Annotated in this window: 23 protein-coding genes; 13 read left to right on the plus strand and 10 right to left on the minus strand. The window is 45.0% G+C overall.

Annotation, left to right across the window (positions count from 1 at the left end):
* Positions 1-113: 113 nt before the first annotated feature.
* Positions 114-974: an AraC family transcriptional regulator gene (locus tag LGO15_RS03610; RefSeq protein ID WP_226086780.1), complete on the plus strand. Its 861-nt coding sequence runs from the start codon at positions 114-116 to the stop codon at positions 972-974.
* A gap of 161 nt (positions 975-1,135) precedes the next feature.
* On the opposite strand, the gene LGO15_RS03615 is transcribed toward LGO15_RS03610, so the two are convergent.
* The 3 genes from LGO15_RS03615 to LGO15_RS03625 form a co-directional block, all read right to left on the minus strand.
* Positions 1,136-1,336 carry a YvrJ family protein gene (locus tag LGO15_RS03615; RefSeq protein ID WP_167833447.1) on the minus strand — a complete coding sequence of 67 codons (201 nt, stop codon included), beginning with the start codon at positions 1,334-1,336 and terminating at the stop codon, positions 1,136-1,138.
* A 69-nt stretch (positions 1,337-1,405) separates the two neighbouring features.
* Positions 1,406-1,624: a DUF2922 domain-containing protein gene (locus tag LGO15_RS03620; RefSeq protein WP_167833448.1), complete on the minus strand. Its 219-nt coding sequence runs from the start codon at positions 1,622-1,624 to the stop codon at positions 1,406-1,408.
* A gap of 36 nt (positions 1,625-1,660) precedes the next feature.
* Positions 1,661-1,876 carry a DUF1659 domain-containing protein gene (locus tag LGO15_RS03625; protein ID WP_167833449.1) on the minus strand — a complete coding sequence of 72 codons (216 nt, stop codon included), beginning with the start codon at positions 1,874-1,876 and terminating at the stop codon, positions 1,661-1,663.
* Positions 1,877-2,646: 770 nt separating this feature from the next.
* Between LGO15_RS03625 and LGO15_RS03630 the strand changes: the two genes are divergently transcribed.
* Complete coding sequence (locus tag LGO15_RS03630; RefSeq protein WP_226086781.1) at positions 2,647-3,894, plus strand: MFS transporter; 1,248 nt, start codon at positions 2,647-2,649, stop codon at positions 3,892-3,894.
* 39 nt (positions 3,895-3,933) lie between these two features.
* Here the strand turns inward: LGO15_RS03630 and LGO15_RS03635 are convergent, their stop codons facing one another.
* Positions 3,934-5,163, minus strand: coding sequence for a DUF438 domain-containing protein (locus LGO15_RS03635; RefSeq protein WP_226086782.1), 1,230 nt, complete (start codon positions 5,161-5,163; stop codon positions 3,934-3,936).
* A gap of 171 nt (positions 5,164-5,334) precedes the next feature.
* Between LGO15_RS03635 and LGO15_RS03640 the strand changes: the two genes are divergently transcribed.
* The 3 genes from LGO15_RS03640 (at position 5,335) to LGO15_RS03650 (ending at position 7,547) form a co-directional block, all read left to right on the plus strand.
* Positions 5,335-6,426, plus strand: a complete 1,092-nt coding sequence (locus tag LGO15_RS03640; protein ID WP_226086783.1) for a mechanosensitive ion channel family protein — start codon at positions 5,335-5,337, stop codon at positions 6,424-6,426.
* A 174-nt stretch (positions 6,427-6,600) separates the two neighbouring features.
* A complete protein-coding gene (locus tag LGO15_RS03645; RefSeq protein WP_226086784.1) occupies positions 6,601-7,077 on the plus strand; it encodes a peptide-methionine (S)-S-oxide reductase in 477 nt (158 codons plus the stop codon).
* Positions 7,078-7,172: 95 nt separating this feature from the next.
* Positions 7,173-7,547 (plus strand): VOC family protein, encoded by a 375-nt coding sequence (locus tag LGO15_RS03650; RefSeq protein WP_167833452.1) that lies wholly within the window; start codon positions 7,173-7,175, stop codon positions 7,545-7,547.
* Between the two features lie 105 nt (positions 7,548-7,652).
* Here the strand turns inward: LGO15_RS03650 and LGO15_RS03655 are convergent, their stop codons facing one another.
* Positions 7,653-9,218 (minus strand): sodium/solute symporter, encoded by a 1,566-nt coding sequence (locus LGO15_RS03655; protein WP_226086785.1) that lies wholly within the window; start codon positions 9,216-9,218, stop codon positions 7,653-7,655.
* The gene (locus tag LGO15_RS03660) at positions 9,218-9,577 is read right to left on the minus strand and encodes a hypothetical protein (RefSeq protein ID WP_167833453.1); all 360 of its coding nucleotides are present in this window, start codon (positions 9,575-9,577) and stop codon (positions 9,218-9,220) included. The genes LGO15_RS03655 and LGO15_RS03660 overlap by 1 nt, the downstream gene beginning before the upstream one ends.
* A gap of 199 nt (positions 9,578-9,776) precedes the next feature.
* Here LGO15_RS03660 and LGO15_RS03665 point away from each other — a divergent pair, with 199 nt between their 5' ends.
* On the plus strand, positions 9,777-11,012 hold the full coding sequence (locus tag LGO15_RS03665) for a helix-turn-helix domain-containing protein (RefSeq protein ID WP_226086786.1): 1,236 nt from the start codon (positions 9,777-9,779) through the stop codon (positions 11,010-11,012).
* A 53-nt stretch (positions 11,013-11,065) separates the two neighbouring features.
* Here LGO15_RS03665 and LGO15_RS03670 read toward each other — a convergent pair whose 3' ends face one another.
* Positions 11,066-12,799 carry an ABC transporter ATP-binding protein gene (locus tag LGO15_RS03670; RefSeq protein ID WP_226086787.1) on the minus strand — a complete coding sequence of 578 codons (1,734 nt, stop codon included), beginning with the start codon at positions 12,797-12,799 and terminating at the stop codon, positions 11,066-11,068.
* A 174-nt stretch (positions 12,800-12,973) separates the two neighbouring features.
* On the opposite strand from LGO15_RS03670, the gene LGO15_RS03675 reads away from it, so the two are divergent.
* The 6 genes from LGO15_RS03675 (at position 12,974) to LGO15_RS03700 (ending at position 17,813) form a co-directional block, all read left to right on the plus strand.
* Positions 12,974-13,213 (plus strand): ABC transporter, encoded by a 240-nt coding sequence (locus LGO15_RS03675; RefSeq protein WP_167833456.1) that lies wholly within the window; start codon positions 12,974-12,976, stop codon positions 13,211-13,213.
* Positions 13,214-13,417: 204 nt separating this feature from the next.
* The gene (locus tag LGO15_RS03680) at positions 13,418-14,083 is read left to right on the plus strand and encodes a YknW family membrane protein (RefSeq protein WP_226086788.1); all 666 of its coding nucleotides are present in this window, start codon (positions 13,418-13,420) and stop codon (positions 14,081-14,083) included.
* 2 nt (positions 14,084-14,085) lie between these two features.
* On the plus strand, positions 14,086-15,204 hold the full coding sequence (locus LGO15_RS03685; RefSeq protein ID WP_226086789.1) for an efflux RND transporter periplasmic adaptor subunit: 1,119 nt from the start codon (positions 14,086-14,088) through the stop codon (positions 15,202-15,204).
* A complete protein-coding gene (locus tag LGO15_RS03690) occupies positions 15,201-15,893 on the plus strand; it encodes an ABC transporter ATP-binding protein (protein ID WP_167833459.1) in 693 nt (230 codons plus the stop codon). Before LGO15_RS03685 ends, LGO15_RS03690 begins: the two co-directional genes overlap by 4 nt.
* The gene (locus LGO15_RS03695; RefSeq protein WP_167833460.1) at positions 15,890-17,083 is read left to right on the plus strand and encodes an ABC transporter permease; all 1,194 of its coding nucleotides are present in this window, start codon (positions 15,890-15,892) and stop codon (positions 17,081-17,083) included. Before LGO15_RS03690 ends, LGO15_RS03695 begins: the two co-directional genes overlap by 4 nt.
* Positions 17,084-17,411: 328 nt before the next feature.
* Entirely contained in the window at positions 17,412-17,813 is a 402-nt protein-coding gene (locus tag LGO15_RS03700) for a hypothetical protein (protein WP_226086790.1), read from the plus strand.
* 217 nt (positions 17,814-18,030) lie between these two features.
* Here the strand turns inward: LGO15_RS03700 and LGO15_RS03705 are convergent, their stop codons facing one another.
* From LGO15_RS03705 to LGO15_RS03715, 3 genes are read right to left on the minus strand one after another with little or no spacing between them, the layout of a single operon-like run.
* Positions 18,031-18,780 (minus strand): hypothetical protein, encoded by a 750-nt coding sequence (locus LGO15_RS03705; protein WP_226086791.1) that lies wholly within the window; start codon positions 18,778-18,780, stop codon positions 18,031-18,033.
* Positions 18,781-18,794: 14 nt separating this feature from the next.
* Positions 18,795-19,220 (minus strand): hypothetical protein, encoded by a 426-nt coding sequence (locus LGO15_RS03710; protein WP_226086792.1) that lies wholly within the window; start codon positions 19,218-19,220, stop codon positions 18,795-18,797.
* A gap of 2 nt (positions 19,221-19,222) precedes the next feature.
* Entirely contained in the window at positions 19,223-19,426 is a 204-nt protein-coding gene (locus LGO15_RS03715) for a helix-turn-helix transcriptional regulator (protein WP_167833464.1), read from the minus strand.
* 221 nt (positions 19,427-19,647) lie between these two features.
* Here LGO15_RS03715 and LGO15_RS03720 point away from each other — a divergent pair, with 221 nt between their 5' ends.
* Positions 19,648-20,532, plus strand: a complete 885-nt coding sequence (locus LGO15_RS03720) for an ABC transporter ATP-binding protein (RefSeq protein WP_226086793.1) — start codon at positions 19,648-19,650, stop codon at positions 20,530-20,532.
* Position 20,533: the final 1 nt, after the last annotated feature.

Here is a 20,533-nt window from a genome sequence, read left to right on the forward strand (position 1 = left end):
TATTAAAACAGGAATTATGCCTTTTTATATAGAAATTACTGACAAACATTAGCAAAAAATGACCGGATTGCACCATGGAATCTTGATAGGATGATTTTAAGGGAGTGAGCTGTATGGCGTGGATTGAATCCTTGCAGAGGGCAATTGACTATATAGAGGAGCATTTACTTGACGATATGACAGTGGAGGACATTGCGAAAAAGGCGAGTTCATCTCCGTTTCATTTTCAACGGACATTTGCCATTCTAACGGACATATCTGTTGGCGAGTACATTAGACGGAGGCGTTTGTCGCTGGCAGCGGGTGAATTATGCAACAGCGATGCAAAAGTCATTGACCTTGCGCTGAAATATGGCTACGACACTCCTGAAGCATTTACGAAAGCTTTTCGCAGGCAGCATGGCATTTCTCCAACTGAAGCACGGAAGTACACCGGAAAGCTGAAATCATACAGCCGCCTGGGAATCCAGGTGAGTTTGAAGGGAGCGGAACCGATGCAATACAAAGTGGTAGAGCAAGATGGTTTTGAAGTGATGGGTATTAAGCAGGGATTTTCTTATGGTAATGGGGAGAATCTGGATGGTATTCCTAAGATGTGGGATCAGGTGAATCAGGATGGTACTTGTGATTTTTTGATCTGTAAAAACAATGGCCCTTTAAAAGGAGTTCTTGGTGTATGTGTGGACCAAGGCAAGATCCGGGAAAAGCAGATGGATTATTGGGTTGCGGCAGCATATAATGGGGAAACACCGGATGGCTATCTGAAAATGGAAATCCCTGCGTCCAAGTGGGCGATCTTTGAAGTTCACGGTCCAATGCCTCATGCCATGCAAAAGGTATGGAAGCAAATCTTTACAGAATGGTTTCCCGCCAGCGGATTCCAACATGCTGGGACACCAGAGCTGGAGGTTTATCCAGCAGGGGATTCAGCTGACCCAGATTATTATTCTGAAGTATGGATACCGGTTAAGTAAGAGCTTCGGGAGGGTGATTTGAAGGCGTCCTCTCAGAAAAAATTCTTGATAGAGTGCATGTTTAAACTGCTTAATCAAACGTTTGATTAATAAGTATTCCAGCTGCTTAAGCCTTTAAAGCGAAAAACCATCCCTCTTTTAAAAGAGAGATGGTTCTGATGTTAATTGATTTCACGGATTTGTTGTTGAGCAATATTGGCGGAATGAACGGCGTCCGTTTCAGGCTTTTCCTGTAATCTCGCGGGCAGGCCCTGGATTGATTGGACGACGGTATCCAACTTTGCTTCGATTCGGTGAAGCAGGTACAGTGTCACGACAATCGGGAACCCAACATCGCTGATGAATGGAATCAGCTGCTCCATATGCGCTTCCTCCTTCCTTGCATTTTTAAAATAAGAGCCGGTCTATAGAAAAAGACCGGCCCAAGCTTATTACACTAGTTCGTAATCGGTAATGTTGCGTTCGACAACACGTGCGCTGTGAACAGCAACAAGGGTTCCATTCGTCGGCTGGAATGCGTTGGAAGCAATGATCTGCTCCATTGCCAGCTTGACTGCTGCTGGATCAACTGGCTCCTTCGGGTTATCAACCGCCAGCTTGGCGTATTTGCCAAGAGCCGTAGTGAATTGCAACTCAAGAGTTTTTGCCATGTTTTTCACCTCCTATTAAAAGAGTAGATTGCCAGATTAGATGATATCGAAGCTGTCGTTACGCTCCACAGAGCTTAACAAGTTCGCGCTAAGGCCACCAAGTGCAAGAGCCGCCTGCTGAACCTGATCAGCAGTAGCTTCCTTTCTCACATAACGGTAAGTCTTAGGCTTGAAAATCGACTCGCCCTTCTCATCCACACCAGCCTCAAACATCAGCCTGATATTAGAATCCTTCAACATCGCCATTGCCATTTGCCTCACCTCCTTTCACCTTCTATATACAGATGGGGAAGGGGAAAGGACAGGGTGAGTGAAAAAATTATTGGAGGACTTCATTTGAAGGTAGCAGGTCCTATCGGCCAAACACAGAGGGAAAGAAGGTGAAAGTGTCCGATAGAAGGTCCCTATCGGTCAAACGCAGAGGGAAAGAAGGGAAAAGTGTCCGATAGAAGGGCTCTATCGGACAAACGCGTAGGGAAAGAAAGGGAAAGTGTCCGATAGAAGAGTCCTATTGGACAAACACGGAGGAAAAGAAGAGGAAAGTGTCCGATAGAAAGGCTCTATCGGCCAAACACAGAGGGAAAAAAGGTGAAAGTGTCCGATAGAAGGTCCCTATCGGTCAAACGCAGAGGGAAAGAAGGGAAAAGTGTCCGATAGAAGGGCTCTATCGGTCAAACACAGAGGGAAAGAAGGTGAAAGTGTCCGATAGAAGGGCTTCCAATAGACAAAAAAATACCTTACCAATATGGAACATCTTCCTAAAGACATTCTCATGCTTCCTACCGTATTGATTTGGATTTTATTTTCAGGTAGTATGGTAATACTATTTTGTGGAAGGGTGACTTGGGGCGATGCATAACTAATCCTGTTTGAGAATGAATTGAAATACACAATTTTTCTGGATAGGATTAGGCTTGCCTTTAAGAACTCCATGTTTTATATGATCATGCTTTGGCATGTTCTGTGTTCTTTTATGGTTGAAGTGCTGCTCTCTATCCAGTCAGGAATAGGGGGCTTTTTTTATGTCGGAAATGACGCATGATCAAAATGTGGGCATGGGGGCATTATTTAAAAATCAGGTAATCCGAACAATTTTGCTTTCAGTGCTGTTTCTTCAGATCGGGATCTGGGTCCGGAATTACTCCATTCTCTTGTATGTGATTGAGAAGACGAATGGTAACGCGATTGCGGTTTCTTTGATATCCGTTGCTGAATTTGCGCCGATTTTCTTGTTTTCGTTTATAGGCGGGACATTTGCGGATCGCTGGCGGCCGAAGCGGACGATGATTTGGTGTGATGTTTTAAGTGCAGTATCTGTTTTCGCGGTGCTGCTGACGTTGTTTTTTGGCAGCTGGAAAATGATTTTCTTCGCGACATTGGTTTCATCCATTCTATCGCAATTTTCACAGCCGTCGGGAATGAAGCTGTTCAAGCAGCACGTACCGATGGAGCTTGTTCAGATGGGGATGTCGATGTACCAGACCGTATTTGCGCTATTTATGATTCTTGGGCCTATCCTCGGAACCTTTGTCTATCAGCGTTTCGGCATTCTCGCAGCTGTCGCTGTTATGGGAATTGCCTTCATTTGCTCGGCAGCTGTCTTGCTGATGCTGCCGGCAGACAAGGAATCGACTGCTGAAAAATCAAAAACAACCCTGATGGAAGAGATGAAGGCAGGATTCCGCTATGTATTGAACAGCAGGGCGTTGTCATTGCTAGGCGGATGTTTCGCGGCAGCAGGTCTCGCCATTGGTTTGACCCAGCCGCTTGGCGTTTTCCTGATTACAGAAAGATTAGGACTTCCTAAGGAAGAGTTGCAGTGGCTAATGGCTGCATTCGGAGTTGGGATGATTCTGGGAGGAGGCATCACAGTTGCGATATCAAGGAAGGTTCAGCCGCAGGTGCTGCTTGCGATTGGTATGGCTGCCAGTGCAATAGGGTTTGTCGGAATGGGATTATCAACCGTATTCTGGCTGACATTGACGGCGCAATTTTTCTCAGGATTGTTTATGCCATGCATTCACATCGGCATCAATACGATGATTTTACAAAACACGGAAGAATCTTTCATTGGCAGGGTGAATGGCATCCTTAACCCAGTCTTCATGGGGGCAATGGTCATCACCATGTCAGTGGCGGGTTGGCTTAAAACGCATCTTTCCATTGTTTACATTTATGAAACAGCAGCAATTCTGCTCTTTATCGGCATTATGGTTTTGGTTCCTTTGATGAAAAAGAATCCAAAGGTAAGCTTGGAAGAGGGAGTATAAGGTAAAGGAGGCCCAGTTTATAAGGGCCTCCTTTTCTTGTTATGACAGTATCCTCTTTTCACCTTCAAGGGCTTGAATCGGGTTGATGTTCTGTGTGAATTCGAGCGTGCCGATATATTGATTGTCTTCATCGCGGACCGCAAAGTAACGAATGTATACGAATTTATCACGCACTTTGACCCAAAAATCCTCAGTATCTTTTTTTCCTGACTTAAAGTCCCTCAACAAATCCTCAACGACATGGACGCTTCTTGGCGGGTGGCAATTCTGGACGGTGCGGCCGATGACAGCCTTTGTCCGTGCGAAAATCCTTTCTTTTCCATGTGAGAAGTAGCGGACTACATCATCCTGGTCGATGAACGTGATGTCGACTGGCAGGTGGTTCAGCAGCAGTTCAAGTTGCTTCAATGACAGGATGCCTGTTTCCATTTTGATATAGCCTTCAGAGATGGCGTCTGTGTCAAGGTGTTTTCGGGCCGGCTTCCATTCCTCAGTCGGTGACGTCAGGCAATAGCCGATCTCATCACTTTCATGGGCGATTTTTACCCATTCATCTTCCGTAAAGTTTTGCAAAGCCATCGGGAAGAGGATGTTTTCTTCCCTGTAAATCATGCTGCTCACTTCCCTGAGGACAAATTGGACCTCCTCGATCACGCCATTTTTATTACCATCATAGTTGGACAGCCTTTTCTTTGCCAGTTTGATGCCGTCACGGATGAAATCATCGATGCGCCACATATTCGTCGTCGGGCCGTAGATTCCGTACTTTTCCAGGTAAGGGAAGATCAGGTTTTCCTTGCGGCTGTAGTGCTTGTCAATGTCATAGAGAAGGTTGCAATCCTCCAGAAGCAGATTGATGTTTTCAGCACTGTCTTCCATAGCAAATTGCTCAAGGTGAACGGCCAATCGATTTTGTAAAAGCTGTTCAATCTCGCGGTTTTCCATCTCGAATGTATGGACCGGGTGTCCTGGCTGGTTTTCTGGTCCGTACACGGATTCATTCTCTTCGATTGCACCTTTAAAAAGGTCGGTGTGAGCCGCATAAATACGCTGCATTTCGGTAACGGAAATATCGCCATCAATCAACTCGACATGCTGGAGGCCGGCAATTTCCTCGATGGTGATTTTTCCAATAAAAGCATCAAAATGAGCTTTAACTTCATTCACATTTTTCCCATCATGCAGATCTTTGAAAAGCTGCTTCAAAGTCGCCTTTCGCTTGGCAGGATCCATAGCTTTCAATTCACGGTTATTTATCATTTCACTCATGATTATCTTTCCTCCTAGAGTGTGTATAGGTAATAACTGATAATGTTTCTCATGCTAAAAATAACACTTATCAAAACACAAAGTAGTGATACAAATCATTAATTGGCGTTTTTTTCATAGAAATTCAATGTTATGATGGAACGAGCAAAAAATAGAGAGGGGAATGACGAAATGACCTGGTGGGAATATCTTTTGTCTTACGAAGTGCTGAAAAATCTGGGGATCTCCATAGGAATCTTCTTCTTGTTCCTTTTGTTCAGGAAGCTTTTCACAAAATATGTGTTCAAGCTGATGTTGAAGCTGGGACAGAAAACGCCGACTGAGCTTTTCTCCAGTATGACCGTCGCATTTGAGCAGCCGATCCGATGGTTATTTATCATTATAGGAATCTATGTTGCCGCGGATTATTTTCCGTTTATGGAGCAATCGAATCCGCTATTTTCAAAGATTATCAGAGCATCGATCATCATGCTGATTGCATGGGGGCTGTATAATCTATCTTCGGGTTCATCGCTATTGTTCATGAAAATCAATGATCGTTTTAATATGGAAATTGACCAGATTCTGATTCCGTTTTTCTCGAAGGCAATCCGGTTTATCATCGTTGCCATTAGCATCAGCATTATCGCGCAGGTGTTTGAGTATGATGTTAACGGATTTATCGCAGGGCTTGGACTGGGCGGCCTGGCGTTTGCGCTGGCTGCAAAGGACGCAATCGGGAATTTATTTGGCGGCATCATCATTATTACGGAAAAACCTTTTACGATTGGTGAGTGGATCAAGACACCGAGTGTCGAGGGGACAGTTGAGGATATTTCCTTCAGAAGCACGAGGGTCCGCACTTTCGCACAGGCTGTGGTCACGGTTCCGAACGCCATTTTAGCAAATGAATCGATTACAAACTGGAGCAAGATGGGCAAGAGGCAAATCACCTTTAAACTTGGCGTTACGTACGACACACCAAGAATGAAGCTGCAAAGAACGATTCACAGAATTGAAGAGATGCTGATGTCAAACGAAGACATTCATCCAGATACGATTTTTGTAAAGTTTGACGAGTACAATGACAGCAGCCTCGATATCTTCCTGTATTTCTTCACGAAAACCACTGTCTGGGAAGAATACCTGACAGTTAAGGAAGAAATCAACTTCGCCATCATGGAAATCCTTGAAGAAGAGGGAGTTTCCGTGGCATTCCCAAGCAGGACACTCTATGTGGAGACACAGGGAGAATCTGCTGGAAGGGTTGCGGAGTCTATATAGCGGAAAGAGAAGCCAGGGAGAAAATTCTGGCTTCTCTTTGTGTGAACAATTGTTAACTGCATGAATCTTAGAAGGGATTCATGCTTTTTTAATTGAATACTACTACGTAGGTGTTTAAAACAGTAGTTTTCATAGTAACTGGAGTTATTCTTTTTTACAAAGAGGAGAATCAATATGGAAATAGTATATTTTGCTGGTGGATGTTTATGGGGAGTTCAAGCTTTTATAAAAACCTTACCTGGAGTTCAGTTTACAGAAGCGGGGAGAGCGAATGGAACAAGTCAAACACTTGATGGTGATTATGATGGCTACGCCGAATGTGTGAAAACAGGATTTGATCCAACGGTAGTAACAATGAAGGAATTAATGGGCTATTTTTTTGAAATTATTGATCCCTACAGTTTGAATAAACAAGGGCAGGATGTTGGCAAGAAATACAGGACAGGAGTATATAGTGAAAATCCTGAACACTTAATAGAGGCGAAGGCGTTTCTTAAAGAGAGAAATGATTATGACCTTATAGTGGTTGAAGTATTACCTCTTACAAACTATGTGAGAAGTGCAGAAGAACATCAAGATCGATTAGCTAGATGTCCCGATGATTATTGCCATATTCCAGAAGAAATATTAAGTAAATATAAGATAATGTAGATTCCCAGAGTGATTTAATTCTATATTTTGGAAGGAGACAGACACAAAGAAGAGAATTATTTGATAGACCCGATTAAAGATAAGGAGAGTTAGATATGAGTTCATCATTTATTGAACAAGTACATTATATTAGAATTCCTGTGAAAGATTTGGAACAGTCTGTACAATGGTATAGAGATGTATTAGGGATTCAGTTATTAAACATTACTGATGATCCATTTGCGATTTTTAAAGTTAATGAGGGAGCTTTTTTACTGATTTTGGTTCCAACTGACGATGAAACATTTGCACACTTTACCGTTAATAAGGAACCAGCTTTTAGTATCGGCTTTACCAGCCCGAAACTATCCGAATTTCATCAGCACCTAATGAATCATCAAGTTGAGGTCGAGGATATACAAGAAGATAACGGTCATTCGTATTTCCACTTTTATGATCCAAATGGTAATAAACTTCAAGTACACTGGTAGGAACAAAATACTTTCTATATTGCACATAAAACAAGAAAATGGCGTGTAAAACTGATATCAGTTTTACACGCCATTTCGATTGTCATTTAACCTGAATCAGAACGATTACGCTGCTTCGGACTCTTTGGAGTGAACTTGTTTCATGAATTCGTTCACGTCAGAAGGTACTTTTCGGTCTAGCTTTGAAACGATGTATACGGACAGGAATCCGATTGGCACGGTGATGATTCCTGGTACGTTGAACTGCAGGAACTCTGGCAGTGTCGTCTTGAAGAAGATCATGTACATGGAAGCCACGAGGCCGAGAACAAGGCCGGCGATGGCTCCTTTTTCGGTCATTCCTCTCCACCAGATGCCAAGGATGAAGATAGGTGTGAACGTACTGGCCGCAACGGTGAAAGCGAGGGCGACCAGGTGGCCGATGGATGCTTCTTTTACCAACAGGCCAAGGATTCCGTATAAGACACCGAGCACGATAATGGATGCTTTTCCAGCGATAACGCGCTCTTTTTCGGTAATATTTTTACGGAAGAAGGTTGCGTACAAATCATGGGCCAGGGCACCGGAGCTTGCGATGAACAGCCCGGAAAGATTCGAGAACACGGCTGCGAAAGCACCGGCGATGACAAGGCCAAGCAGCCATTCTCCGCCAAGGGCCTGTGCTGTTGACGGGACAACCATGTTATTCCCGCCGGTAATCAGATCTTTCATGACTGCGGGATCAGCTTCACCAGTCAAGAAGATTGAGCGTCCTACTACTCCAAGGTAAACAGCGAACAGGAAGAACGCGCTCGCGATTCCGATCGCCATCAAGGCAGAACGGCGGGCAGCTTTCGCACTTGGGTTCGTGTAGAAGCGCAAAAGGATGTGCGGAAGACCGATCGTGCCAAGTGAAAGGCCGATTGTCATCGAAATGGTTTGCCAGAATGACGGGAAGTAGTTGCCTGTTCCAGTCCAGACAGAACCATCGAATGGAATGTCCTTTCCATCAGCTGTGAGGCTTGCTGTGCCAGTAATCGTTCCTTTGAACTCATTGATCGAGGCAAGGATATCCTGATAATGAAGCCCGCCCCAGATGGCTGCGCCGACCATGAGGAGGAAAGCGCCAAGGCGTATCCATAATTCAAGCGCCTGGTTAAGGGTTGTTCCTTTCATGCCGCCAATCCCCACATAGAAAATCATGACGGAGCAGGTAAAAATGATTCCGAACTCATAGCTGGTGCCAAAAAACATGCTAAGAATCTGGGCAGCACCAAGCAGCTGAGGGGCTGCATAAAAACCGGAAATGGCTAGTACGACAGCGACGGCAGCAAGGCGGGCGCGTCGGCTGTGGAAGCGGTACGCCAAAAAGTCAGCGACTGTATAGGCTCCAAAACGGCGAAGAGGTCCAGCGACGAAAATCGCCAGGAGGGTCAAGCCGATCGAGAAGCAAAAGGCATAGTAAGCACCGTCATAGCCGAGCTGATAGGTCAAGCCGGCAATCCCGAGGAAGGTGGCTGCGCTCAAATAATCGCCGCCTATTGCTGATCCGTTTGTGAACCAGCCGAAGCTGCGACCTCCGACGAAGTAGTCTGAAGCTGTCGCGTTTCTTTTTGTCAGATAGGTGATATAGACAATGGTCCCCATCAGGATCATTGTTAAAAGGAATTTCGGCTCAAGGAATGTCGACATCAGCCTATCCTCCTTTCATCAGCAGGAGATGTGGGTTGTTCTGCTTGGTTTTTCAGGCGTTTCTCATACAAAGTCGTATGGATGAGTGCAATGACAAACGCCATCGCCATCGCGACGATACTTGTAAAGAACCAGCTGTAGGTCATGCCGCCCCACATCCGGGAGAACATGAAATCTCCTGCATACCAATTCAAAATAGGAATGGAAAGAATGAATACATAATAAAAGAGCGTAAGTTTAATACCTGTACTGAATTCACTTTTCATGATTTGCTTTGTTTCCGGATCAAGCGGCTTCAGCTCGCTGACGTCAATTGTATCAGCCGCTACATAATTATACTCCCGATACTCCCCTGCCAAATATGATTCCCCCTAGTTAAAATTATGGCCCAACCCGTTATCAAGATTTCCCTCCTTTAGGCAAGCCATGATATGATTAAATTGATTGTACGATAGAGAATTGTCCAATACCTTACAATAAATTATCAGAAATATACAAATATTTAATGTGATTTAAATTTTTATTCACTCATGTGAATGAGACAAGGAGGTGGTAAGGTTGCATTCAATTTGGCTTGGGGTTGAAGATGAAGGGGAGTATAGGAAGCTGGCTGCATGGATTCTGGAAGAATGCCAGGAGAATTGCAAGCTAGTAGATGAAGAGAATGATATACAGATCGCGATCATTGAAGTGAACAAATGGCATGATTGGGTAAAAATCCATCGGTTCCGCAAACGAAATAAGAACTGCAGGATCATTCCGCTGCTGGACCCTTCACTTTTGCACACCACTCCGCTGGCCATCGAGTTCAAACTGACCTACCTGTTGGTGAAATCGGTGAAACAACGGGTTTTTATACGTACTCTAAAGCGAGCGGTCGAAGAGATTGAAAGTGAGAATACCAGATACATAGAAAGCGAGGAAGTGTTCCAATTTTTCGATGCAGCTCAGGCAGCTGGGCGCAACACCTTGCCATTTAGGGAGGCTTTTTTACGGAGATTGTTGTCAGGGGAAGTGAAGACAGAGGAGGAGCTTCTGCAATCCCGTTTTTTCCTGCCGGGGGAGGCTGTGCCGAATGTAGTCTGTTTCATTCAGGGTTTCGTCCGCTGCCCCGCTAAACGAATGCAAGAAGGCTGGCAGGCGCCGATGGTCATCCAGGACTATTTTAAAAAGCAGTTTGAGGGGAATCAGCTTACCTTCCTTTCATACAGGAAACACCTTCTCATGCTCCTTCAGGTGCCGTCCGAATATGGTTCACTGAAGCATTGGAAAGAGAGAGAGGAGCGAATCCTTGAGACGATTGAATCTCTGGAAAAAGAATATGGGATCCAGCTTTATATTGGTGTAGGCTCCGTTTATCGCGAGCCTCTGCTGCTGCACCATTCATACAAAGAAGCTTGTAAAGCAAGACGGACATCGCCGTACGAAAGACTGCAGCTGCGCTATTTTGAGGACATCACGATGGACACCCAAATTCAAAAGTGCGCCGATTACATTTCCCAATATTGCACGGACGATTTGTCAATTAAGCAGGTTGCTGACCAAATCAATCTGAGCGTGCCATACTTCAGCCGCATTTTTAAACAAGAAACCGGACGAAGCTTCGTAGAATATGTCACCTTCGTCCGTATGCAGCGAGCTGTCTGGATGCTGCGGCACACCGACCACACGGTAGAAGCAATAGCGGAAGAACTGGGATACAATACCCCAAACTACTTCAGCGGGACTTTTAAAAAATACGTTGGCCTGTCACCAAGGGACTATAGGGCGACTGAGGAGATTATTTTTATTTAGGAAGAGTCTAGAAAAGGAGGTCCAGCCATGACGGCGGACCTCCTTTTTGATGTTTATGCCAGCTGCTGTTCAGCAAACTCCCTATATAAATCATGTGTCTGGATTAACTCCTGATGTGTGCCGATACCAGTGACTCTTCCTTTTTCGATAAAAACAATTTTATCGGCATTGACGATGGTGGAGAGTCTGTGGGCGATGACGAATGTTGTCCGGCCCTCCATCAGGCGGGTCAAGGCTTGCTGGACGATGCCTTCTGACTGGCTGTCGAGGCTGGCGGTGGCTTCGTCCATCATCAGGATTTTCGGATCACGCAGGAAGGCGCGGGCAATGGCGATGCGCTGCCTTTGTCCGCCAGAAAGTTTGACCCCGCGTTCGCCGACTTCGGTATCAAGCCCTTTTGGAAAATCTGCAATGAACTGGTCTGCATAGGCCATTTTTGCAACTTCCCACAGGCGTTCATCCGGAATCTGATTTCCACTTTCCAGGCCGTAATATAGATTTTCGCGGATGGTTCCGGCCATCATCGCGCTTTCCTGGGACACATAGCCGATTTGATTGCGCCAGGAGTTAAGCGATAGTTGCTGGATTGGAGTGTCTCCAATCCGGATTTCTCCTTTTGTCGGTTCGTAAAAGCGTTCAATCAACCCGAACATGGTCGTCTTGCCGCCGCCGCTTGGTCCGACGAATGCCACCATCTGGCCAGGCTGCGCGTCCAGCGAAACTCCCTCAATAACCGGCTCCTCCTCACTGTAGGAGAAGCTGACATTTTCAATGGTGATCGGCAGGTTGCTAATATCTGTTTCGATGCCATCCTGTCCTTCTTCAAGGTGCTGGTCGAGAATTTCGATGATTCGTTCTGTCGCGCCTTTTGCTTTTTGCAGCTGCGTAAAGAACATCGCGAACGAAGTGATTGGCATGATGATTTGGAATAAATAAAGCAGGAAAGCGATGAGCGATCCTGTCGACATGGTTCCATTTACGACGCGCATACCTCCGTAGGCAATGATGATGACGATGACGACCATGATCATCAGCTGCATGACGGGACCGATCAACGCGAAGATTCGCGCTTCCTTCAAACCAAAGTTGAATAGCTTATCAATTCCGTTATAGCCATTGTCTTCTTCAATTTTTTCAGCCGTTGAAGCTTTCATTAAACGGATTTCACCGAGTGTCTGGGTGATATGCCCGGTGAAAATGGCGGTCTCATCCTGCAATCCACGCGCAATCTTGGCCATTTTCCTGCCAAGTGGCATCATGATGGCGAACGTAAGCGGAACGGAAATGAGCATCAGCAAAGTCATTTTCCAGTCCATCACAAGCAAGATCACAACAGCACCGATGATGGAAATGATCCCCGTTGCGAAGTTTGGAAAATGATTGGTGATCAGCTCTTTGACAATACTCGTGTCATTGACAATCCGGCTGACCGTTTCCCCGCTCGACTGCTTGTCAAAATAGCGGACAGGCATTCGAATCAGCTTCGACCACATCCGTTCGCGCAATCTCGCAACGACCTTTTGCCCAACATAGCTGAGCAGGTAGATGGAAATCCCGCTGATCAATGCCTGAATGATAAAGGCAGCGCCGATGGCAATCATAAGCGGAACACTGATCGCCTCAACAGAAAAACCATCAACCAGGTTTTTCGTCAAGAGCGGGACCACCAGGCCAGCCAGGGTAGTGATGATACTCGCGGCTAGTCCAGTGAAAAGAGCAGCCTTCGGAAGATTCGTCGATAAAATCAGATTGAGGAAAGGTTTTAAGCTTGTATGCTGTTTCTCCATTACTATTCTCCTGTTCTTCTGGATAATTCCATCATAAACCACTTTCAGCATAGATGGAAATATGGGTGTAAGGCATAAATAGATATGATAATCGCCTCTTTTACCTTTAAAAATAAACAAGCATTCTGGTACATGCATATGATGAAGGTGAACAATCATTTGGAGGTGAAGCATATGAGTAACGGTGTTCATGCTGCATGCAGCGTGTTCGAATTGTTTCTTGGAGTCTTGGTAGGCGTAGGATTGATTCTATTGTCTACTTTTGGACTAGTCGCGGGAATCCTGGCATTCCTTGGCCCAGTGGCTGCTACTATAGGTACAATCATTGGAGTAATTGGTTTAATCGTGGTCATCCTGTTTGCCTACTGCATCATACGAAGGTTATGGCGTTGTTGTTTTGGCGGACGGTGCTAAACGTTTAAGGTAGATTGAAGAAACAGTCTCAAATTCTTATTTGAGGCTGTTTTTTTGTTCGTTTGGCTTTTCCATGCACGAGAAGGACTTTTTTAAAGGAGATACTCCCAATAAATTATAAAATTGGTTAATTTTGAAACTTTTCATATATCAGTCTCGTAAAAGGTAAGTCGAAAGGCTTAAAAAGAATGGGAGTGTAATGAAATGGAACAAGAAATGAAAAGCAAAATCGAGAAACCAAGTTTAATAGGGATGTTCTGGAGTCCGGGAGAGCAGTTTGACCGGATTAGAAAGAACCCGAAGATCTGGGTTCCTCTGATTTTAGTAAGTGTTCTTTATGTCATTGGCATGTATCTGATGACATTGTCGATGGATGCCTCATACCTTGGGCTTGATGGAATGAGTGAAGAAGAAGCCGCCATGGTGTTGGCTTTCTCTAAGATTACAGTTGCGATTACAGGAATCCTTACACCCGTGTTCGTAGTGCTGATATCAAGTGCGATTTATATGATCTTCACAAAAATCGCTGGATCTGATGTAACGTTCAAACAGTTATTTTCAATGAACACACATATCATGATCATCGGTGCTGCTGGCTTGTTGCTGAATATGCTCCTTAGGGCAGCTATTGGCGGAAATCCGGAAATTTTCATAACCAGCCTGGCTGGATTGATGAACAGTGACAAGCCTGGTGTCCTTGGATCAATCGAGGTATTTTCCATCTGGCAGTCGATTTTGACAGCGATCGGTCTTCACCGTGTTGCGGGCTTGTCAAAAGGATGGGCATGGGGCATTGCCATCGCATTCTTCTTGATTGGAATCGGCTTTGCCATTATTGGAGCCATGTTCTCTAACACAATGGGTGTCTAACGATGAATAAGAAGATTTGGATTGCCATTGGCGTAGCCAGCCTGGTGCTGCTGATGGCAGGGGTGAGCATTTACAGGCAGGCCTTTGCAAAGGGACCCGAAGTGAAGGTGGTAAATCCGGCGAAGGAAGAAATTGCGGATGAAATCATGATCCCCGGAACCGTCGTACTCGAAGAAGAACAGAAGGTTTACGCTTCACCTGAGAAAGGCAAGCTGGCTGAGATTTTGGTTAAAGAAGGCGAAACGGTCAAGAAAGGTGATGTGTTGGCAAAGTATGATGCCAGCGCCTTGAACCTGGAACTGGAGCGAGTAAAACTTCAAGCGGAATCAGGCTACTTGCGAATCAATCAGCTGGATAAAAAGATAAAAAACGTATGGGAAAAGGAATCTGAGCTCAGCAAGCAAATTGGAAAAAAAGCTGCGAAAGAACAGACTGAAGCAGAAGTCGACCAGCTTGATGCTGAAAAAAGACTGGCGAATATTGACCTCAGACAGGTGCTGCTCCAACAGAAGGATGCAGAATCGCGGTTAAAGGATTTGGAGATTAAGAGTTTGATAGATGGCGTGGTCCTCCAGGTGAATGAGGAAAACCCAGCAGATCCTGCAGCAGCAGTGAAGCCAGTAATTCATATTGGGAATCTTGATGCAAAAGGAGCCACCGGGTATTTATCCGAGTTTGACAGCATGAAGGTAAAAGAAGGACAGAAGGTCAAGCTTCATTCAGATGTCCTGCCAGATGAAGAATGGAATGGTGTCGTCGAGGAAATTGCTGTTTTTCCTGAAGAGACGCAGGCACAGGCATTGGTCGAGACGACTGCCGCGCAATATCCCATCAAGGTGAAAGTTAGCGGCATGGATATGAAGCCAGGATTCCAGCTAATCATGGAAATCGAGACAGAACGGAAAGAGGCGCTGACTGTTCCCGCTGAGGCCGTCCTCACCGACAAGGATACTGTCTATGTATTCATTGTAAAAGAAGGCAAAAGCCACAAGCAGGAAATTGAGACAGGAATCGCTTTTGGCAGCAAAATGGAAGTCATCAGTGGTTTGATCGAGGAAGTTCAGGTTATAGCCAATCCGTCCGACAATTTGAAGGATGGAATGGAAGTGAGTGTAAAGTGATTGAGCTGAAACAAATTAAGAAATCCTTTGAAGTTGGCAAGGAAACAATTGAAGTTTTAAAAGGAATCGATCTAAGCATTCGAGCAGGTGAAGCGGTCGCCATAATGGGACCATCGGGTTCGGGCAAATCGACCTTGATGAACATCATCGGCTGCCTCGATAAACCAACAGCCGGTGAGTATGAACTGGCTGGTGAGAACGTCTCACGCTATTTGGATGCTGAACTAGCCAAGGTGAGGAACCAATCAATCGGATTTGTTTTTCAGCAGTTCCATTTGTTGCCGAGGCTGACTGCGGTCCAGAATGTCGAGCTGCCGATGATCTACAGCGGCATTTCGAAAAAGGAGAGACTGGAAAGGGCAAGGGCTGCCCTCGAAAAGGTTGGGCTTGGGGACCGGATGGACCATCTACCGAATGCCTTGTCCGGCGGTCAAAAGCAGCGTGTCGCTATAGCCAGGGCAATCGTGAATGAGCCGAAAATCATACTCGCCGATGAACCGACCGGCGCTCTTGATACGAAAACGAGCGAGACGATCATGGAGCTTTTCACAGGATTGAATGAGGAAGGTTCCACGATCGTCATGGTCACGCACGAACCGGAAGTCGCGGAATATGCGCAGCGGACCATCATGGTCAGGGATGGTCTTATTGTTTCTTCCACACCAGCTGGAAGGGGGATGCGCTCATGAATATGATGGAAAATCTCCGCATGGCACTCGGCTCACTGAAAGCACACAAAATGCGCTCGATTTTAACGATGATCGGCATCATCATTGGCGTTGGGGCAGTCATCATCGTTGTTGCCATCGGCCAGGGCGGGGAAGCAATGCTGAAAACACAGCTGACTGGTCCGGGCAACACAATTGAACTGTTTTACCAGCCGTCTGATGAAGAAATTCAGGCCAATCCGAATATTTTCAATGAAGCTCCATTTGAACAGGAAGATATCCGTTCATTGGAAAAAATACCAGAAATCAAGCAGGTGGTAGCATCGAGCTCCCAGCTTTCCAAAGCTTCCTTTGGGGAACATACAGTGGATGCTTCCACAACTGGAGTGAGCCAGGCTTTTTTCGAAATGAATGATATCAAGGCTGAAAAAGGCAGAAGCTTCACCGCAGCCGATTTCCTTGGTGGCAGAAGGGTCGGGATTGTCAGTTATTCGATGCAGGAGGAATTATTTGATGGGGAATCACCAATCGGCAAGGTGATCCGCATCGGTGTCCAACCGATCGAAATCGTCGGTGTATTGGAAAAACCGACTGGACTGTTCGCGTTTGGGACCATGCAAATATACGTTCCAAGCAAAACCTGGCAGGTCATTTACGGCAAAAGCGATTTTAACCAGGTAACACTCCAGGCCGCGTCCGCCGATGAGCTGCAGATCGCTGGCAAAAAGGCAGCAGACCTGCTGAATAAAATGCATGGTACCGAGGAATCGTACATGGTCATCAACATGGAGGAAATGGCTGAGGGGATCGGCAAAATCACCAAGGTGATGACCCTGATCATCGGCAGCATCGCCGGGATCTCCCTGTTTGTCGGCGGCATCGGTGTCATGAATATCATGCTCGTCTCCGTAACCGAGCGAACGAGAGAAATCGGTATAAGGAAAGCGCTTGGCGCAACCAGGTCGCAAATCATGACCCAGTTCCTGATCGAATCCGTCACGCTGACGCTGATCGGAGGAGTGATCGGCATCCTGGTAGGCTGGGGATCAGCTTCGTTGATTTCCTATTTCGCTGGCTGGCCGTCGCTCGTTTCCTGGCAGGTTGTCACCGGAGCCATGCTGTTCTCGATGATCATCGGAGTCGTTTTCGGACTGCTTCCAGCCAACAAAGCATCAAGACTCGATCCAATCGCGGCATTGAGGTATGAATAGACATGAAGCGGGTGCCCTTTCGAGGTCCAGCTATCTGTTAGATTTGGAAAAAGTGCAGCGGATGCCTAAAAAGGTTCTCGCTGCATTTTTAACTGGAAAAAAACGAGCATAATTTCCAATTCGCTATATTATTCAAAAAGTCGCTATAAAAAGGAAAAACTCGCTATAAAACTCAGAAAGTCGCTATAAAAAAGAGAATCTCGCTATATAAATAAAAAAGTCGCTATATAAAAAACTTTTCTCTGAAAAATCAGTTTCATGGTTTCATATGTATAGCTTTTTGCGCCAGATGAAGAATGGATTTCATTAAAAAAAGTGGGTGAACGCAATGACTTGCCATCATTTTATTGCAACAATGAGGCCGATTGAGGAATTCCATGTTAAAGGCCAGGATTATCCTTTTATAAGTGGTGAGGCTTATAAGAAGGAGCTTCCGCTTTCTCTTCCATATGTGTATGAATTCGGAGGCGAAGATGTCGAATTTATCTCATTTCTGGATGACTTCATGGAGTTTGGCGATGTTGTTGAGTTTTACATATATGAAGAAGGGAAGCGGGGGAGGCCTTTGTCTCTCAATCTTCCCGAAGAAGCCCGGACAATTAATCTATTGAAAAAGACCTATAGAGATGAATATGGGGAATACCAGCTGGACGAGAAAGAATGGAAAGAACAGCTCGCCAGAAAAACGATTGCTTCGAAGCGAAGTATTACCACCTTCGTGAAATATTGAAATTCAAAGCGGGGCATAACCACATTTGTGAAATATTGAAATTCGAAGCGGTGCATTACCACATTTGTGAAATATTGAAATTCGAAGCGTGGCATCATTACATTCATGAAATGTTGAACCTCGAAGCGGAGTCTCATCAATGTATCGAACATCATCCAACACGCATCATATAAAATCTAGCCCTCAGGCCACTTGAGAGAGTTCCAAGTGGCCTTTGTTATACCGTTACCAATCGATCATCATGGATACGATCTAGTTTTTCTTTGATTAAATCAGCGAATTCATCAGGCTGGTCAATGTACAAAAGCACTTTTTGCACTTCTTTTTCCTGGCCAAAATATCCTCTTGCGATGACGGGTTGCTTGAAGACGATTTCATATTTTGCTTCATCGCTCATCCCGAAAATCCGGGTGAGTGCCCGGGGGAAGGCGGTGGCGTGGAATACCCCTTTTTCATGGATGATCCCGCCGCTATTGTTGTATTTCAGTTTTGCTGGCTGGATGGTTTCAATTTCATTTAAGGTGAAACTCAATCGCCTGCGAGCGCCAATCTGGATGTGGACAGCATTCTTTTTCAACAGGATCGGTGTATTCCTCAACAGATTATAATCTCCCATTATGTAAAAGACGCTGTAAATATGAAGCAGCAGCATGGCCAGGGCAATTTCCGGCGCTTCTTTTCTCAAATATATATGGAAGACAATCATCTCGATGACCTGTTCATGGACGAGGGCGAGATATAGCCAGAAGTAGCTGGAATTCTTATGATAATAGAAAGTCTCCCGACCCCGGGACGGAAGTTTCCATTTAAAAAAAGCATAAAACAGGATCATCATTTCTTTTTTATAGATTAACAGCAAGGGGTTCTCCGTAATTTTTCCCTTCCTATATAAAAGAAACAAATGCACAAGAAAGCCTTCGAGAAGCACAACAACAATGATGCCCGTCACAATCAGGCGCGTTTCCATAAAGATCCCCCCGTTTACGAGTATCGTTTCATTTGGAACCAATAGATCAAGTACTGCGCAACTCCCATGACGATGAACAGAATGATCGGCAAATATGGAATGTGACTGAAGTAAGCGGTAAGGGCAATCGCGACCGGAATGGATAGAGCAAAGAAGATGTACACCTTTCTCGTCGCCTTAAAAGTCAGCCATTGCATCCCTTCGTCTTCTTCACGCATTTCCATCGGGATGATCTGTGGTTTTATCGGATCTTCAGGATTACGTTTGTTATAAAGCGGAATTACGGCAATCATGATGAGAATCGGAATGCCGAGCACCATTGGGTCGATTTTAAGCCATGCCGGTACATGCTCGCTATAATAGTTGCCAATCATGATGATGCCCAGCCCTAATATTAGGACAACGTTGAATAACGGTGATTGAAACGTTCTTTTTAACACGGTCATTCCTCTCCTTCTAAGCGAAATACTTCTTCCACAGGCACTTGGAAAGCAGCTGCGATCTTTAAGGCAAGGGTGACGGATGGGGCGTAATCGCCCTTTTCAATTAGTCCAATAGTCTGCCTCGTCACGCCAATCTTGTCCGCCAAGTCTTGCTGTGAAAAACGGAATCTCGCACGGTATTCACGAACAGAGTTTTTCAGCATTTACATGTTTACTCCTTTGGAAATATTTGTTTTTATACTTAAAATGTAATATATCCTTTGCATTTTGTAAATGATTTTTAACATTTGTTTTTTAAAAAATTAGAAAGTAAACTATATGATATGGTAAAAAGAGGTTTATTTTACTAAAAAGTGGTTGTAAGATAGATGAGGGATAACATAGTATAAAGATTGGTATTCGTAGGTATAAAGGAGGGGTTATCGTGCTCGAAATTAAGGGGTTATCAAAAACATATGGCTCGAAAGTAGCTGTGGATTCGCTTTCCTTCACCGTTTCTCCAGGGGAGGTATTTGGACTTTTGGGAAGAAATGGCGCGGGAAAGACGACAACCATCAAAATGATGTTAGGCTTGGTCGCACCTGATAGCGGAAGCGTCAGCTGGGATCATCAAAAGGGATTGAGGCATGCGTCATATGGCTATTTGCCAGAGGAAAGAGGTTTGTATCCAAAGACCAAGGTTGTGGAGCAACTTTCCTATTTTGCAAAGCTTGAAGGCATGGGAAAAAACGATATCAAGAAAAGCATAGATTACTGGATTGAGAGATTCGATATCGGCATGTACAAGAATAAGCTTGCCGGCGATTTATCGAAAGGTAATCAGCAAAAGGTTCAATTAGTTGCGACCCTCTTACATAATCCGGATCTCATCATCCTTGATGAGCCTTTCAGCGGGCTCGATCCAGTTAATACAAACTTACTGACTGAAGTGATTCTGGAAGAAAAGGAAAAGGGAAAAGTCATCATCATGTCCAGCCATCAGATGGACCAGGTTGAGAAATTTTGCAAAGATGTGGTGCTTATGAAGGATGGGAAAGCAGTCATCTCTGGGGATTTGGCTGCTGTGAAAGATTCGTATGGAATGATGAATCTATCACTATACGGAAATCTTCCTGGGCTGGCCAAGTTCTGTGCAGCTCATGACTATCCATTTGCGGAAGAAGCGAAAAGAATTATTGTTTCGCTGAAAAAAGAACAAGATCCTTTAATCATTCTTTCACAATTAAAACAAGAAGGAGTGGGAGTCAGTGAGGTAACTTACCTGCAGCCAACCCTTCATCAAATCTTTATCGATAAGGTGGGGTCATAAC

The organism is Mesobacillus sp. S13 (assembly GCF_020422885.1).
GTDB classification, from domain to species: Bacteria; Bacillota; Bacilli; order Bacillales; family Cytobacillaceae; genus Mesobacillus; species Mesobacillus selenatarsenatis_A.

Coding starts and splice junctions, on each gene's coding strand:
- LGO15_RS03610 (WP_226086780.1), top strand. CDS start 114: ATGGCGTGGATTGAATCCTTGCAGAGGGCAATTGACTATATAGAGGAG.
- LGO15_RS03615 (WP_167833447.1), bottom strand. CDS start 1,336: ATGGAGCAGCTGATTCCATTCATCAGCGATGTTGGGTTCCCGATTGTC.
- LGO15_RS03620 (WP_167833448.1), bottom strand. CDS start 1,624: ATGGCAAAAACTCTTGAGTTGCAATTCACTACGGCTCTTGGCAAATAC.
- LGO15_RS03625 (WP_167833449.1), bottom strand. CDS start 1,876: ATGGCAATGGCGATGTTGAAGGATTCTAATATCAGGCTGATGTTTGAG.
- LGO15_RS03630 (WP_226086781.1), top strand. CDS start 2,647: ATGTCGGAAATGACGCATGATCAAAATGTGGGCATGGGGGCATTATTT.
- LGO15_RS03635 (WP_226086782.1), bottom strand. CDS start 5,163: ATGAGTGAAATGATAAATAACCGTGAATTGAAAGCTATGGATCCTGCC.
- LGO15_RS03640 (WP_226086783.1), top strand. CDS start 5,335: ATGACCTGGTGGGAATATCTTTTGTCTTACGAAGTGCTGAAAAATCTG.
- LGO15_RS03645 (WP_226086784.1), top strand. CDS start 6,601: ATGGAAATAGTATATTTTGCTGGTGGATGTTTATGGGGAGTTCAAGCT.
- LGO15_RS03650 (WP_167833452.1), top strand. CDS start 7,173: ATGAGTTCATCATTTATTGAACAAGTACATTATATTAGAATTCCTGTG.
- LGO15_RS03655 (WP_226086785.1), bottom strand. CDS start 9,218: ATGTCGACATTCCTTGAGCCGAAATTCCTTTTAACAATGATCCTGATG.
- LGO15_RS03670 (WP_226086787.1), bottom strand. CDS start 12,799: ATGGAGAAACAGCATACAAGCTTAAAACCTTTCCTCAATCTGATTTTA.
- LGO15_RS03675 (WP_167833456.1), top strand. CDS start 12,974: ATGAGTAACGGTGTTCATGCTGCATGCAGCGTGTTCGAATTGTTTCTT.
- LGO15_RS03680 (WP_226086788.1), top strand. CDS start 13,418: ATGGAACAAGAAATGAAAAGCAAAATCGAGAAACCAAGTTTAATAGGG.
- LGO15_RS03685 (WP_226086789.1), top strand. CDS start 14,086: ATGAATAAGAAGATTTGGATTGCCATTGGCGTAGCCAGCCTGGTGCTG.
- LGO15_RS03695 (WP_167833460.1), top strand. CDS start 15,890: ATGAATATGATGGAAAATCTCCGCATGGCACTCGGCTCACTGAAAGCA.
- LGO15_RS03700 (WP_226086790.1), top strand. CDS start 17,412: ATGACTTGCCATCATTTTATTGCAACAATGAGGCCGATTGAGGAATTC.
- LGO15_RS03705 (WP_226086791.1), bottom strand. CDS start 18,780: ATGGAAACGCGCCTGATTGTGACGGGCATCATTGTTGTTGTGCTTCTC.
- LGO15_RS03715 (WP_167833464.1), bottom strand. CDS start 19,426: ATGCTGAAAAACTCTGTTCGTGAATACCGTGCGAGATTCCGTTTTTCA.